The sequence below is a fragment of the Rothia sp. HSID18069 genome (assembly GCF_003989155.1).
GTDB lineage: Bacteria > Actinomycetota > Actinomycetes > Actinomycetales > Micrococcaceae > Rothia > Rothia aeria.
In genome coordinates this window covers 777,460-792,249 of record NZ_RBMG01000001.1, presented here as the reverse complement: position 1 = coordinate 792,249, position 14,790 = coordinate 777,460, and the positions used below count along the sequence as shown (strand labels likewise).

Sequence of the window (14,790 nt, the reverse complement as noted above, 5' to 3'; positions counted from 1 at the left end):
GGTGATTTTAGAAGAGAGCCGTTTGAATATTTACGGTGCTTATGTCGTGGTTCACGGTGAAGGCTAGGTTGTCGATTTCGGCCGTGTTTACCAGCAGGGCGGCGGCTGGGTCGCCGGTGTGGGCGGTCATGAATTTCCCGGCCGCGCCGGTGCAGTAAAACCCTGCGGCGCCGGTGGAAAGTACGCTGGGGAACTGCCCGAGCGGTTCGGGGCTGCCAGCTCGCAGGGCTGCGTAGGGGCGGGCCATGGCGGGTGAGGGTTCCCACGGCTCATACAGCGGGGTAAGAGGGGCGCGCAGTTGAGCGTGGGTGAGCGCTTCCCGGGCGGTTTTCATGGTTTCTTGGTGGGCGCTGCGTATTGTGCTGTTTGGCAGCGGGTTAAGCCAGGCACGGTATTTGCTGGGTGTCTGTTTCACCTGCGGCACCCCGCCGATGCGGGTAACAGCGTCTTCGGCTTCACGCACGCTCAGCCCGTCGGGTGCTTGGGCTATGTAGGTTGCGACAGCGGGCGCCTGCTCGTCGAGGCGGCGCGGGGTTGAGGCTTGGGAACTGGTGCCTACTTTGCTGGTTCCGTCGGGGAATGTGGCAATGTAGAGCCGGTGCGGTGTCGCCGCGTAGGCTCGCATCCCCGGGGTTAATGTGCCGGGGTGCAGGTGCGCGGTGTGAAGGGCCGTGAACTCGTCGCGGGCGGCGCATCGTTCGCATTGTTTACCGCTGCGGATGCGTGCTCCTTCTGGGCAGGGCACCCGGTGGGGCGCACCCGTGTTTGGGGTGTTTGTGTTCTCACCGGGTGGCCCGCTTGCAAAGTACCCGGCACAGTAGCGCAGGTGTTCACCGGCGGTATCAGCCAGTAGCCGCAGCCCAAGAAAAGCGCCGGGGGTAAGCGGTATGCGGATGCGCTCACCGCTGGGGTGCTGCTCCCCCGCCGCTGCGGTGAGGGGTTCCGCTTCAAGAACGGGCTGGCGCTCAACCCACCGCAGCTCACGCCAGATGAGCGCCCGGTCGCTGCCGCCGCTAGGGGCCACACTATCGAGCAGGTTCAGGGGCGTCATCCTCCCAGCATACCTATTCCCAACAGGCTCTAATACCCCCATGAGCCGGGTGCGCGGCTACTTCAGCCACTTGGAGCGGAGCGAGTCTACCTTCTTCACTTTCCACCCCTGGTCTTCCACGTACACAAGGGTCATATTGAAGTCCTCTTGAATACCCCACGAGTAGTACCGGTTATCGGCTTGACCGCTATCTTTGTTGTACCAGGTGTAGGTGTTGCGTTTGTGCCGTACCGCAATGGTGACTTCTTTTTTATCGTCGCTCCATTTTTCCGAATCGGCCACACGTTTCATGGTGTATTTATATTCACCAACCCAGTACCCTGCCTCACGCAGTTCATTATCGTTTTTGCTTTGGCCGTCGGGGGATTTGTCGGTACGTTCGTCTTTTTCACTGGATTTATCGTACTGATAGTCGGGGGCGTACACGTTTTTGGTGTAGTTCTCAATTTCCGTATTAGTGTACGCAGTGTACCGGTAGGTTTCACCCATGTATTTAATGAGTGCATCTACCCCGTCAAGTTCACGGGATTTTACGGTGTCTGAAAGTACCGGCGCACCCATATTGTAGACGGGGTGCTTATCGGTGGGCGGTATGAATTTACCAGCGTAGTAGTTATCAAGCTCCGTGCTGCTCAGCGGGGCGGGTGAGCCATCGGGCAGCGTGGGTGCGGGGCGTTCTTTGGTGAGCGGCACACTGGATTTGGCTGATGCGCTCGCTGAGGGGGTGGCTGATGCGGAGGTGCTGATCGTACCTGATGCGTCGGTTTCTTCGTCGACGTATTCGGCGCATCCGGCGGTTGCGAGCAGGCAGGCTACGATCGTGAAACTGGTGATTGTTCGGGTAATTTGGGGTCGTTTACCTGTGGGGATGCGGGGGCTCATCGGCGGCTTTCGTGGTTGGTTTGCGGTCAGCTGGGTGGGAAGGTCCGGAAGGAACCTTGGGGTCGGCGGTACGGGTGGTTTCGCCGTTATATATCATGCCATACTTTACGGTTCAAAAAATAATCTGACACCGTGGTTTTAGCATGATGCGTTTCACTCGTGGCTGCGGGCGCTTTCTGCCCGTGAAAAATAATGCTTAGGGGTGGGTATTTAGGCTGGGGTGCGGCAGATTTTGGGCGCTGGCAGCCTTTTTCTGTGTCTGGTTTTTTGCGGGGTTTTAAACAGCACAGTTTACCCTTCTGTAGAGGTTCAACTTACCGATTTATTGTACGCCTGCTTTTCTGTCTTAACAAGGAAACGCGGGGGTTGAATTACCCACAGTCTTCCTTATTCTGTGCCCGCACAATTACTGGGTTTGAGCGAATCCGTCGGCGATTATCTGGCGCATGTCGTCAAGGGTGCGAGACATGGTTTTTGTGTGCGCAATAATGGGCAGAAAATTGGTGTCGCCGCTCCAGCGGGGCAGAATATGCTGGTGCAGGTGGTCGGCTATGCCCGCTCCCCCGACTTTGCCCTGATTCATACCAATGTTGAACCCGTCGTTATGGGACACTTTGCGCAGAACCCGCATGGTGCGCTGAGTCAGGTGCGCCATTTCAAGGGTTTCTTCTTCGGTTGCCTGGTCGTACAGCGGAATGTGGCGGTACGGGCAGATGAGCAGGTGCCCCGGATTATAGGGGTACAGGTTAAGCAGCGCGAAGGTGTGCTCCCCACGGTATACAATGAGCGATTCCTCATCACTGCGTGAGGGTGCCGTGCAGAAGGGGCAGGTTTTCTCGGTGTGGTCCTGCTGCCCGCCACTCACGTAGGCGGTGCGGTGCGGTGTCCAGAGCCGCTGGAACGCATCGGGCACGCCGGGCAGCTCGAAGTTGTCGGCGGTGTTCGTGGTGTGGGCATTCTGGTTCTCGCTCATGTCTCTATTAAACCGCACGGCGCACCTGTGAGGGCGCTATCGCCCGGTGCTTGTAGAAATAACTGGTGTTCCCGCAGGCGGCCCCATAACCCGGTGGAGCATAGATCGCACTGGTCAGCCTAAAATTCTCCCCAGCCACCGTATAGGTGCGGGGTTTAAGAATCACGCCGCAGGCGCACCGCGATCTTCTGTCGGATCACGGTAAGCGTCTGTTTGGTCTCTTCGATAAGTTCCATGGGCTGTTCAGGCTCGCGGGTGTCGTCCTCTGCGGTATCGGGGGCGCCCCGCCGGGAGGCAAGAAATTCCTGGGTGAGTTCTTCGGGCGGGCGGTGTACCGTGCCGTCTCCCATACGGATGGCGAGCATCGCCTTAAGCTCGGCGATTTCGGCGTGAAGCGCTTCAATATCGGCCTTCGTTGCGGCGTGGTCTTCTTCGGTGACTCCGCTAATTTTTTCGATCACCCAGGTGGCAAGCGCACCGGTGATCACACCGAACAGGCCGACCCCGTAAATCATAACGACCACGGCAATAACCCTGCCGGAGACGGTCACCGGGTACACGTCGCCGTAGCCCACGGTTGCCAGGGTCGCCAGAGTCCACCAGTACGCTGTCCAGATGTCTTTGATGAGGGCACCGGAGGCGTCTTGCTCAATGGAGAAAACGGCCAGGGCCGCCATAATCACAAAGATCAGCGTGTACCCGAAGAGTTTAACGGCCAGCTCTGAGAGCAGCTTGTACTGGCGGTTGGCGGTCATGTGAAGCATCGCCAAGAAACTCACAATACGCCAGGCTGGCAGAAGCACAATAGCGAGATTCATGAGGTTGTGCGTGAGGAAGTAGATGCGCCGGGGCGCCAGGTAAAGCCGCACACAATAATCAACCGCGAAAAGCGCCCACAGTACCATCTGAAGAATATTAAGAACACCGTCAATCGGCGCGCTAATGCGCGTGCTCACAATGGGCGCGGCGTAGGCAATAAGGTACAGGAGCGAGGCAATAAAAAGCGGTTTATCGGTGCGACGCTCCCATTCGGTGAGTCCTTCTTCGCCGCGGGTAATCTTGGGCCGGCGGGCCTGTTCCGGTTCGGAAAGCCGAGTTGGGGAGGGGTCTAAAGAAGTGTTTTCAGACTCGGGTGCGGTGCGAGTGTGTGGTGTTTCTGCGCCGTTTGCCTCTGCCATGCTGCCCAGTCCTTACGCGCTCTTCGTTGAAGCAGGTCTGCTGTGAACCGCAGGTTCGTGCGTGAACCTCCTGTAGCCATCATATCGGTTTTTCCACACATATCTGCGGATGCTGCAGAACTAGCGTGAGAGGCACCCACTATCCGGGAGCGTTGGTTTTTGCATCGGGGATTTGGCCCAGACCAGTACAGAAAGAAGCCGCATCTGAGAGACTAGAACTATGAGTTATTCAATCTCACAGACAGTCCGTGAGCTGGCCGAACCAAAACTGGCGGAGTTCACAGCGAAGCTGCTTCCCACGGTTGATCCGGCACGGATTTTGGGTGTTCGCACACCCGCATTGCGCAAGCTTTCTAAGAAACTGCTGCTCTCCCCTGGTTCGCGCTCGCCAATAGTTCCGGCGACACCGATTCGCCCGGTTTACCTGCGGTGACGCTTCGCATGACGATTACAAAAGCTATCGAATCACGGCGTATTTCGGACGGGCTGAAGGCAGAGTTAAGGCAGATTCGTTCCACGCTCCCCCGCCGTTCCTAGTCCCTGCTCAGAGCGAGAGTTTAGTTCTGGGAGTGTAGTCCCCCGTTGCCGCTGTAAAAGGTTGCACTATTTGTTTGAGCTGTATTCTTCGTAGAGCCACAAGTATTCGTCAATGATTTGAAGCCGTACTTCAATATCGCTGTGGGGTGTCGCCGGGTCGAAAGTAGGCTGGTCTGGTTCTGGGGCGTTGGGGTGGTACTCCCAGGGGTCGCCCACGTATGCGGGCACCTGCACGGTGCGGGTTTTGAGCAGCTCGGTGAGCTGCGTTCGGCGGGCGATAATGCCCGGGATCGTGACGCGGAAGTGGCGCAGCGCGTCGCTCAGTTCGTCTTGTTCTTCTAGGTAGCCGGAAATGTTGGGGTGCCGCAGCTCATCCGCCAGGTGTTTGGCGTAGAGGCACCGCACCAGGTACTGCGCATCGTTGTAGTCTGTATCGAGCCGCGCCAGCAGCAGAATAAAGTTGGGGTAACTGAGGCGGATGTGTTTCTCCCCAATGTCCGCGATATCGTCAAGGTAGCTGCTGGGGGTGTTGTCGTAGATTTCGTGGTCGTGCACTGCCGGGTTCCTTGTCCAAAGTTGAGTGTTCCTTGTCTTATGGTTACATGTTTTCCTTTCAGGCGCGCGCCGCTTCGTCACTCCTAGACGGGGGGGGTAACAGCACCTCTAGCCTCTATTTAAATGGTGTGTATAGTGGTACCTGATATGAACGCCTATATTTGGAGTTGCCATGACCAATGAACAGACCACAGTTGAGTTACCGAAACAGCATGCGTTTATGTCACCTATTCTTAGATACTTGTCTGACGGTAAAACACATACGAATAGAGAAATCTATGCAGGTGTTGCAGAGATGGTTGGTCTGACGCCTGAGCAGATGAATGTTCGGCACCCTACCAGTTCTATTTTTATTTATTCTGACCGGATTTACTGGGCTTTATTCACGCTAAAAACGGTTAAGGCTACGACTTCCCCTAAAGAGGGTCAACACGTTATTGATGATTATGGGCGTCAGTTACTCCGCGAGTTTCCAGATGGTTTACCTGATGATATTATTCAGTCGATTGCGCGTAAAGCACGTGGGTTAACTCCACGGTATAGGGACTCCACTAACCCTGTTAACAAAATTGGCTCCCAGCCTACTGCCGTTGAAGATAGTACGCCAGACGAATTAATTTCTTCTAGTATGGTGCAGCTCGAAATTGCGCTTGCTCAGGATGTTTTGGAACGTATACGCGACCTCTCCCCCGGCGGGTTTGAGCGCTTGGTGGTAGATGTTCTGCTGGCGATGGGCTACGGCGGATCTGAGGGGCGTGGCATGGTTACCCAGGCTTCTAATGATGGCGGTATTGACGGTGTGATCGACCAGGATGCGCTGGGGCTGTCAAAGATTTATGTGCAGGCTAAGCGCTATGGTGAGAAGAATTCGGTGGGCCGCCCCGAGGTCCAGTCATTTGTGGGCGCAATGCACGGGCAAGCAACGCAGGGCGTATTTATTACTTCTGGCTCGTTTACATCTGGTGCGCGGGAATATGCGAAGAACCTTGGCGGCGGGCTATCCCTAGTACTGATTGACGGTGAGCGCCTGGCACGTCTCATGATTAAGTACCATGTGGGTGTGCAAGTAGCACGCACCTACACGGTTATGAAACTCGACGAAGATTTCTTTGAAGAATCCTAAAAGCTCTTAGGGTTGTGGGGGCAAAAACCATATGATGTTTCGCCTCACAATTTTAGTCAGATCTCCGACTACAGAAAGTTACGCATTTGAGGTCGGTACATCGGATGAACAGCCCAGGCATTACTGCGAATGCCTTCGCCAGTACAAGGATAATAAGCCCATAGACCCCGAACAGATTAAGAAACACATCTTAGAGACTATAAATATGAGCTTTTTAATCCCTTAGGCGATCACAAAAGCTGTTGAGCCATCCCTATTTCGGACACCCTAAAATCGAATCTGAAACAGTCTAATTGGGGCGGCTCAATAGATAACTGGCATGTAGATAACGTAGCCCAGTTTTATGCAGGTATAGTGATAATAAACTACTCGTCTTTTACTATCGATGGAAACACCCACATAACCGCTCACCCGCTGCTATCCAAACCTGCACAGGTTGAATTTCCTAAATTCTACGAGTTCATCCCAAATATTCTGATACATCTTGCCGACTACCGAAAATGCCAAAAATAATTACAGTATTTAAATTCTATTTAATTTCTAATTAATTTGCGCGTTTAAGGTAATTCTTAACATGTTTTTAAAATAATCCTGACAACTTTTACCGTAACCACCAGAAACATGTGCAAGTAATATACTACCCGGACGAAATACAGGGTAGTTTTCTTCTGCTGTATATTCGGCAGGGTTATAGTTTTCATCAAGTCTTGAAACCTCTTTGTCCATATACTCATAAAAACCACCTGCTATACTACGATCAAATAGCAAACAATCACTCTCACCTTTATCTGCTACTCGTTTACCCTTCCTATCCATCCCATAATAAGTACCTAGACAAAAATTAGAGGATCCTAATAGTACACCGTATATTTTCTGATCCTCCACAAAACTATCTATATGGTCTAATACTCTTTCTTGATTTGAAATATGTTTTATACCATTCATCTGAATATCACATATACAATTACTCATAACGAAAATCATTTTTCGATGATCCGGGTTAGTTACCAAACCATAATATTGCGGTGTAAAGTACATAACAGAGTTAGTATTATTCTGACTCAAAAACTCATCAAAAAATTCATAACGAATATTTTTATTATTTAAACCGTTTCCCCCATTCATACCGTCGAGAATACCTAAATTATATGAAATGCCTTTATCAAAAAAGTATGAGATAAACTTTTTTATACTACATTCTTTTGTTGATAAATACCCTGGAGACACAATTAATGATACACCGCATACTTGACAATTTGCAGATTCTATAAGTTTTTTAACAACTTTTACTATTTCAAAACCACTATTATTTATCGTTTTTTCGTTTTTATTTTTATTAACAAAAACTATATCCATAGAATCCTCCTAGAAACAGTTATAAACGAATAAATTAATTCTGTAAACTTATCAACATTATTATCTCAATATTTTATCTCTTCATCCCCTACTTTGAGCTTTACTCTATTCTATGTATAGCCAACAACTAGATATTCCATTTACATATCTCTAAATCTTTAACTAAATTATTAATAAATTAGAACTCATATAGTACAGTATTCAGTTGATTAAAATAATGTGCTTAAATCATCTGGAAGGTTTTGAAGATTGGGTATAATTTTTTCATAGAAATTATATATATCAACGACAACGATTTCTTGACTATCATCAAAATATTTTGGGTAAATATTTATATGTATACCTTCAACAACAATAATCGCTTTTTTTACTACACCTACATTATCCTCTACCCATTTCTTATGCTTCTGTGCTTCTTCATACCATTCTCCTTTAGGGGCAGAGCAGTATTTAAGAGTATTGCCTAATTTCTGAGCAGATTTACATTCTATCACTAGAAAACTTCCATCACGAAGAGCAGTAAAACAGTCTATTTCAGAGAAATCTTCTTTACCCTCTACCTTTTTCATAATGCTCTTGTAGCTATTTTCCTTGAGATATGCTCGAGGAACATCCCACCCTTTAACATACCCAGTATTAGAGCCACTTAATATAGACTTCTCACACTTATGTGACATAGATCCCGATAAGGGAGCATTTTGGCGAACAGCACTAACTATGCTTTTCTCCATATTTTTTGCAACGTTCTTTTTCCATACAGGATCTATAAAATATCTCAACCAAGGCAACATAGAATCAACTATTATTTCAGATGATGTAATTATATTTCCTTGGCTAAGGATGCAAGGCATCCTAGTGGTTTCAAGAACAGATGTAAAATTGTTTAGATCTGATCCGGACTCATTAGGTATAACGCATAAATCTAAATCATCCTTTTGATAAGAATAAAAATTTTCAGATATATCAGAATCTACAAATATCTGACGTTCATCAGATATACCCTCTGAAAGTAACAATGAGTTCACACGACCCATGTATTCATGTAAGCGTGCAATCGGTATACTAATAATAGTATTATCAATATAAAGATTATTTTCATTAGCCAAAAATGTTAAAGCTAATAATAATAATCGTCGAAGGTATATACCTTTAAAGAGATTATGGGATTTATCTTTATTTGCCTTCTTATTTGAAAATTTCGATAATAGGCTATCCTTGTGGAAAATACTCTTCGGCGGTATAGTTCCAGTGCTCAATTTATTGAGCTTAATTAGCTCAGTATCAAAAATTTCTTTTTTATTTAACTTTGTAGATTCCTGCATATATTCGCCCGACATGTATGTTGCGGAATAGTGGGGATCTATGATATCTTCTTGTGTAATATTCATACTTGTTATGTCATCTTCTAGGATACACTCAATAAGATAACTTTCGAGAGAGTATTCACTATTACCCATTCGATGCTTTAAGAGTCTATTCGTATCATTATATAAATAGAATAGAGCACGCTTTGTGGCAATCTGTAAACTTTTACAAAGTTGACCTAAATTTAAGTTATCCTCATATTTATCTTTCATTACTTCATATGAAATTAAAGCCGCTTGACGTATTTTCATCAACTCAATTAAAAGTTGATCTTTCGAATATACGACATTCCCTGAACCTTTAGAAGAAGTATTCTTGACATGAGCTAATAAGTATAAATTTTTGGAAAATTCTATAAATTCATTAGAATTCATTGTCTCAAAAACTCGAATTTTATTTTCAAACATTTTCTAAGATATCCTTTTTCTTGATTAACATATTCTTATGTATAGCAGGTTAGGTACAATACTTTCACATATACTTACCTCTCTTGTTTTATTCCTCCCCACTCGGTTTCGGGTCTTCATTTACCCTGTTCCGAATATGGTCGACAATACGTGCCACAGCCTCGTCAACGGGAACACCATTCTCTTGCTTGTTGCCGCGGAAGCGGAATGAGACTGCGCCAGCTTCCGCATCCTCGCCACCAGCAATCAGAATAAAGGGCACCTTCTCGGTAGAGGCGGTGCGAATCTTCTTCGTAAACCGGTCCGAACCGTAATCAACCTCAACGCGCACACCCTGCTCACGCAACTTATCCGCAATCTCGGTCATGTAGTCGTTGAAAGCCTCCGCCACAGGCACACAAATCACCTGCACCGGCGAGAGCCACGCCGGGAACGCGCCCGCATAGTGCTCAGTCAGCACACCCAGGAAACGCTCAATCGAACCGAACTTGGCCGAGTGAATCATCACCGGCTCCTGAATCGAACCGTCCGCAGCCTGGTACTCCAAACCGAACCGGCTGGGCTGGTTGAAGTCATACTGCACGGTAGACATCTGCCAGGTGCGGCCAATCGCGTCCTTCGCCTGCACCGAAATCTTCGGGCCATAGAACGCGGCCCCACCCGGGTCAGGCACCAGCTCAAGACCGGTCTCCTTCGCCACCTGCTCCAGCACGGCGGTGGCCTGCTCCCACTGCTCATCGGTGCCGATAAACTTATCCTTCTTATCGCCCTCAGTGTCGCGGGTTGAAAGCTCCAGGTAGAAGTCCGTCATACCGAAATCTTCCAGCAGGCTCAGCATGAAATTCAGCAGGTGCCGCACCTCATCGGGTGCCTGCTCCTTCGTCACATACGAGTGGGAATCGTCCTGCGTAATCATGCGCACGCGGGTCAAGCCCTGCAGCACGCCCGACTTCTCGTCACGGTACACGGTGCCGAACTCGAAGAAACGCAGCGGCAGCTCACGGTACGAACGCCCACGCGAACGGTAAATCTCGTTATGCATGGGGCAGTTCATGGCCTTCAAACGGTAGTTGCCGTTATCGAGCTCCATCGCCGGGAACATGCCATCCGCGTAGTACGGCAGGTGCCCGGACGTGTAGAACAGGTCTTCCTTCGAGATATGCGGGGTGCTCACGTACTGGAAGCCCTCAGCAATATGGCGGGCGCGCACATAATCTTCCATCTCGCGCTTAATCACGCCGCCCTTAGGGTGAATCACCGGCAGGCCGGGGCCAATGTTCTTCGGGAACGAGAACAGGTCAAGCTCCTTGCCCAGGCGGCGGTGGTCGCGGCGCTCAGCCTCAGCAATACGGTGCTTATACTCCACCAGCTCATCCTTCGTGGGCCAGGCGGTACCGTAAATACGCTGAAGCATGGGGTTCTTCTCAGATCCGCGCCAATACGCGCCACCGGCGCGCATGAGCGCGTAACCGTTAGCAATCAGCTTGGTGTTCGGCAGGTGCGGGCCGCGGCACAGGTCATTCCACAGCACCTCACCGGTTTTCGGGTGCACATTGTCGTAAATCGTGATCTCGCCCGCGCCAACCTCAACCGAGGCACCCTCGGCGGCGTCAGCGCCCGAACCGGGGCCTTGGCTGAGTGAAAGCAGTTCGAGCTTATACGGCTCGTTCTTCATCTCTTCAACCGCTTCATCGTGGGTGACCACGCGGCGGCGGAACAGCTGGCCCGACTTGATGATCTTAATCATCGACTTCTCAATCTTCTTCAGATCCTCGGGGGTGAAGGGCTCAGCCACATCAAAATCAAAATAGAAGCCATCCGTAATATAGGGGCCAATGCCCAGCTTCGCGTCCTTGCGGTATTCCTGCACCGCCTGCGCCATCACGTGCGCCGCAGAATGGCGCAGCACATTCAAGCCATCCGGTTCGTCAATGAAAACGGGCTCAACGGTATCGCCCTCAGAGAGCTTGTGTGAAAGGTCAACCAGCGTGCCATTCACGCGGGCAACCACAATCTTCGCATTATCCGCAAAGAGTTCAGCGGCGGTGGCGGCAGTAACCTCGCGCTCCTCACCGGATACGCTGATCATGATGGGTGCTGACATTTCAGCGGCAGACATGTGTCTCCTTTAGGTTAGGCACGGGGCCTACTCCCCCAGCGTACGGGGCCAGGGTAGGCGCAGCCGCGCGGGCTAATCCGCACTGTACAGGTGCACGGACATCACCATTCTACGGCGTTCACAGCAGATTTTCAGGTAGCGGTGCGGTGAGCGTGTCTCAGCAGCCCCGCCATCTCACTAGTTAAGCATGTTTTCCGGGGCATAAGCCTAGCCAAAGCTAAGCAGACATAACGTGTGCAAAAGCACATACTGGAAGGATAGGAAATCACTGTGCCTTCATCGGTAAGGAGATAAGACCCATGACAGTTGTATCGAACACGTCCGAAGCTCTAAACTCCCCCTACACTAATGCCCTTGAGCATATGCTCGCCGAAACCCGCGCGCACGCCCTCGATTCCAGTGTTAAAGAAATTGACAGGCTCGCTATCGCGCACGACGCCTCGCACTACCTGCTGGTGCCCGCCGGAATCGTACGTCCCGATTCTGCGGAGGCGGTCGCCGATATTTTCCGTGCCGCCAGCGCCTTCAACCTGCCGCTCACCTTCAGGTCGGGCGGCACCTCTCTATCAGGGCAGGCAAGCGGCGACGGGCTGATGGTCGATACCCGCCGTAACTTCAAGAAAATTGAGGTGCTTGACGGCGGCAAGAGGGTGCGCGTTCAGCCCGGTGCTACGGTGATGGCGGTCAATAATATGCTGGCACCCTACGGGTACAAGCTCGGGCCTGACCCGGCCTCATGGTCGGCATGCACTATCGGCGGGGTGGTCGCCAATAACTCCTCGGGCATGTCTTCCGGCACCGAGTTCAACACGTACAACACGCTGGAATCTATGGTGTTCGTACTCCCCAGCGGAACCGTTATCGATACTTCTGCACCCGATGCCGATGCGCGCCTACGCGCCCTCGAACCCGAAATTCACGAAGGGCTGCTGCGCCTGCGCAAGCGCGTGGTCGAAAACCCGGAATCGGTTGCGCGCATCCGCCAACAGTACTCCATGAAGAACACCATGGGCTACGGCGTGAACTCCCTGCTGGATTACAGCACCCCGGTTGATATTCTGCAGCACCTTCTGATCGGTTCTGAAGGAACGCTCGGGTTCGTGGCGTCCGCAACCTACCGCACTCTGCCCATTCTTAAATTCGTCTCGACCGGTCTGCTCGTGTTCGACAACCTGCTGGACGCCACCCGTTCCGTGCCGGAGCTTGTGGCCAACCACCTGGCAACGGTTGAGCTTTTGGACGCCACCAGTATTCGTGTGGCGCAGCGTACCGGGCAGGCGGCGGAGGCTCTTGCCGCCATTGATGTGCGAGAGCATGCTGCTCTTCTTGTGGAATTTCAGGGTAATTCTGAGCAGGAGCTCACCGACCTCGCCCTATCTGCCGCACCCATGTTTGATGCTCTCCCGGTGGTGTCGCCAGTCACCATGACCAGCAAACTTTCCGAACGTAACGCGCTCTGGGCTGCACGGCGCGGACTGTACACCACAGTCGCAGGCAACCGCCCCACCGGTACGAATGCGTTGCTTGAGGACGTGGTGGTCCCGGTGGACGTGCTCGGCACCACCTGCCGCGATCTGACCGCTCTCTTTGACGCCCATGGCTACCAGGACTCGGTGATTTTCGGGCACGCAAAAGACGGCAATATTCACTTCATGCTCAACGAGCAGTTCCGCGACGCCAAACAGCTTGTGCGGTACCGCGAGTTCACCGAAGAAATGGTGCAGCTCATTCTGGATGCTGACGGCTCGCTCAAGGCAGAGCACGGAACCGGGCGTATTATGGCTCCGTTTGTGCGCCGTCAATTCGGCGATGAACTCTTTGAGGTCATGCGCGAGATCAAGCGCCTGATCGACCCGAAGGGCTTTTTGAACCCGGGTGTGGTTCTCGCCGAAGAAGACACCGATTACGCCACCGACCTGAAAGTTGCCGAAACCGTTGAAGAGGAAGTCGACCGGTGTGTGGAATGCGGGTACTGCGAACCGGTGTGCCCCTCCAAGGATTTGACGCTGACCCCGCGCCAGCGCATTGTGCTGCGCCGCGAAATCGCTGCGGCAGAAGCTAACGGTGACACTAAACTTGCCGAGCGTCTGCGCCAAGAATACGAATACTACGGTGTGGATACCTGCGCGGTAGACGGCATGTGCGTTACGCGCTGCCCGGTGCTGATTAACACGGGTGATTTGGTGCGCCGCCTGCGTGCCGAGAACCAGGATGCCCTCGGTGCCGCCGGGTGGAAATTCGCCTCAAAACACTGGGGCACAATCGATAAAGTGGCGGGTAAAGCGCTCACGGCCGCAAAAATGCTGCCGTTCCCGGTGGTGCGCGGAGCCACCGATATTGGCCGTAAACTCTTCGGCGAAGACCTGGTGCCCGCCTATAAGAAGGGGCTGTCTGCCGGTGGCGCACCGCGCGTTCCTCATGCGGAAGCGAACCCCGATATTGTGTTCTTCCCTGCCTGCGTGAACGCCATGTTCGGCGGTGTTGATGGTGAAGGTAAGCACGACCCGGTGAACGCGACCCAGGCGTTTATTCGCCTCTGCGAGCGGGCGGGTGTGAAATACCGGGTTCCCGAAGGTATCGACCAAATGTGCTGTGGCACGCCGTGGAAGTCCAAGGGGTACACAGACGGCTACTCGATTATGAGCGACCGCGTGCTCAAAGCGCTGTGGCAGGCGACCGACGGCGGGCGCATCCCGATCGTGTGTGATGCTTCATCATGCACCGAAGGCCTTGAGGTGATGCGTGCGAAAGTTGCCGCCGCCCTAGAGCATAAAATCACGCACGGCTTGGGAGCGGGCGAAGCAGATTACGCTCAGCTGAAGCTGATTGACTCGGTGCAGTTCGCCGCCGATACGCTGCTGCCGATACTCACGGTGTCAGCTCCCCTGCCGTCGCTGGCGCTGCACCCCACCTGCTCAATGACTCATCTGGGTGTGCAGCCAGCATTTGAGAAGATCGCAAACGCCATGAGCGAGCAGGTGTACGTTCCCAAGAATTGGGGGTGCTGCGGTTACGCGGGTGACCGCGGCATGCTGCACCCCGAGCTCACGCAGAGCGCTACCCGCGCCGAGACCGCTGAGCTGAACGAGCACGAGTTCGCCGCATACATATCCTCAAACCGGACCTGTGAGCAGGGTATGACCGAAGCAACCGGCCACACCTTCCAGAACGTGCTGCAGCTTCTAGAGCGGGCCACACGGTAAACCCCTGTTGCGCACGTGATGCGCGTACACAAAAAGACGGT

11 protein-coding genes are annotated in these 14,790 nt (G+C 52.1%); 3 read left to right on the top strand and 8 right to left on the bottom strand.

Annotated features, from left to right (window positions below; genetic code table 11):
* Positions 1–7 precede the first annotated feature (7 nt).
* The 4 genes from D8M41_RS03530 to D8M41_RS03515 form a co-directional block, all read right to left on the bottom strand.
* The gene (locus D8M41_RS03530) at positions 8–1,051 is read right to left on the bottom strand and encodes a hypothetical protein (RefSeq protein WP_037286629.1); all 1,044 of its coding nucleotides are present in this window, start codon (positions 1,049–1,051) and stop codon (positions 8–10) included.
* A 57-nt stretch (positions 1,052–1,108) separates the two neighbouring features.
* Positions 1,109–1,933 carry a hypothetical protein gene (locus D8M41_RS03525; protein WP_126926416.1) on the bottom strand — a complete coding sequence of 275 codons (825 nt, stop codon included), beginning with the start codon at positions 1,931–1,933 and terminating at the stop codon, positions 1,109–1,111.
* A gap of 406 nt (positions 1,934–2,339) precedes the next feature.
* Positions 2,340–2,906, bottom strand: a complete 567-nt coding sequence (locus D8M41_RS03520) for an HIT family protein (protein ID WP_126926415.1) — start codon at positions 2,904–2,906, stop codon at positions 2,340–2,342.
* Between the two features lie 155 nt (positions 2,907–3,061).
* Positions 3,062–4,084 (bottom strand): potassium channel family protein, encoded by a 1,023-nt coding sequence (locus D8M41_RS03515; RefSeq protein ID WP_126926414.1) that lies wholly within the window; start codon positions 4,082–4,084, stop codon positions 3,062–3,064.
* A gap of 220 nt (positions 4,085–4,304) precedes the next feature.
* On the opposite strand from D8M41_RS03515, the gene D8M41_RS03510 reads away from it, so the two are divergent.
* Positions 4,305–4,517 (top strand): hypothetical protein, encoded by a 213-nt coding sequence (locus tag D8M41_RS03510; RefSeq protein ID WP_238693463.1) that lies wholly within the window; start codon positions 4,305–4,307, stop codon positions 4,515–4,517.
* 170 nt (positions 4,518–4,687) lie between these two features.
* Here the strand turns inward: D8M41_RS03510 and D8M41_RS03505 are convergent, their stop codons facing one another.
* Positions 4,688–5,176 carry a hypothetical protein gene (locus tag D8M41_RS03505; protein ID WP_126926413.1) on the bottom strand — a complete coding sequence of 163 codons (489 nt, stop codon included), beginning with the start codon at positions 5,174–5,176 and terminating at the stop codon, positions 4,688–4,690.
* A gap of 172 nt (positions 5,177–5,348) precedes the next feature.
* Here D8M41_RS03505 and D8M41_RS03500 point away from each other — a divergent pair, with 172 nt between their 5' ends.
* Complete coding sequence (locus tag D8M41_RS03500) at positions 5,349–6,299, top strand: restriction endonuclease (RefSeq protein ID WP_126926412.1); 951 nt, start codon at positions 5,349–5,351, stop codon at positions 6,297–6,299.
* A gap of 540 nt (positions 6,300–6,839) precedes the next feature.
* Here the strand turns inward: D8M41_RS03500 and D8M41_RS03495 are convergent.
* The 3 genes from D8M41_RS03495 to thrS all read right to left on the bottom strand — a co-directional run bounded on the left by D8M41_RS03495 (position 6,840) and on the right by thrS (position 11,546).
* Entirely contained in the window at positions 6,840–7,655 is an 816-nt protein-coding gene (locus D8M41_RS03495; protein ID WP_126926411.1) for a hypothetical protein, read from the bottom strand.
* A gap of 209 nt (positions 7,656–7,864) precedes the next feature.
* On the bottom strand, positions 7,865–9,427 hold the full coding sequence (locus D8M41_RS03490) for a hypothetical protein (protein ID WP_126926410.1): 1,563 nt from the start codon (positions 9,425–9,427) through the stop codon (positions 7,865–7,867).
* 88 nt (positions 9,428–9,515) lie between these two features.
* Positions 9,516–11,546, bottom strand: a complete 2,031-nt coding sequence (thrS, locus tag D8M41_RS03485) for a threonine--tRNA ligase (protein ID WP_126926409.1) — start codon at positions 11,544–11,546, stop codon at positions 9,516–9,518.
* Positions 11,547–11,845: 299 nt separating this feature from the next.
* On the opposite strand from thrS, the gene D8M41_RS03480 reads away from it, so the two are divergent.
* Entirely contained in the window at positions 11,846–14,749 is a 2,904-nt protein-coding gene (locus D8M41_RS03480; RefSeq protein WP_126926408.1) for an FAD-binding and (Fe-S)-binding domain-containing protein, read from the top strand.
* Positions 14,750–14,790 lie beyond the last annotated feature (41 nt).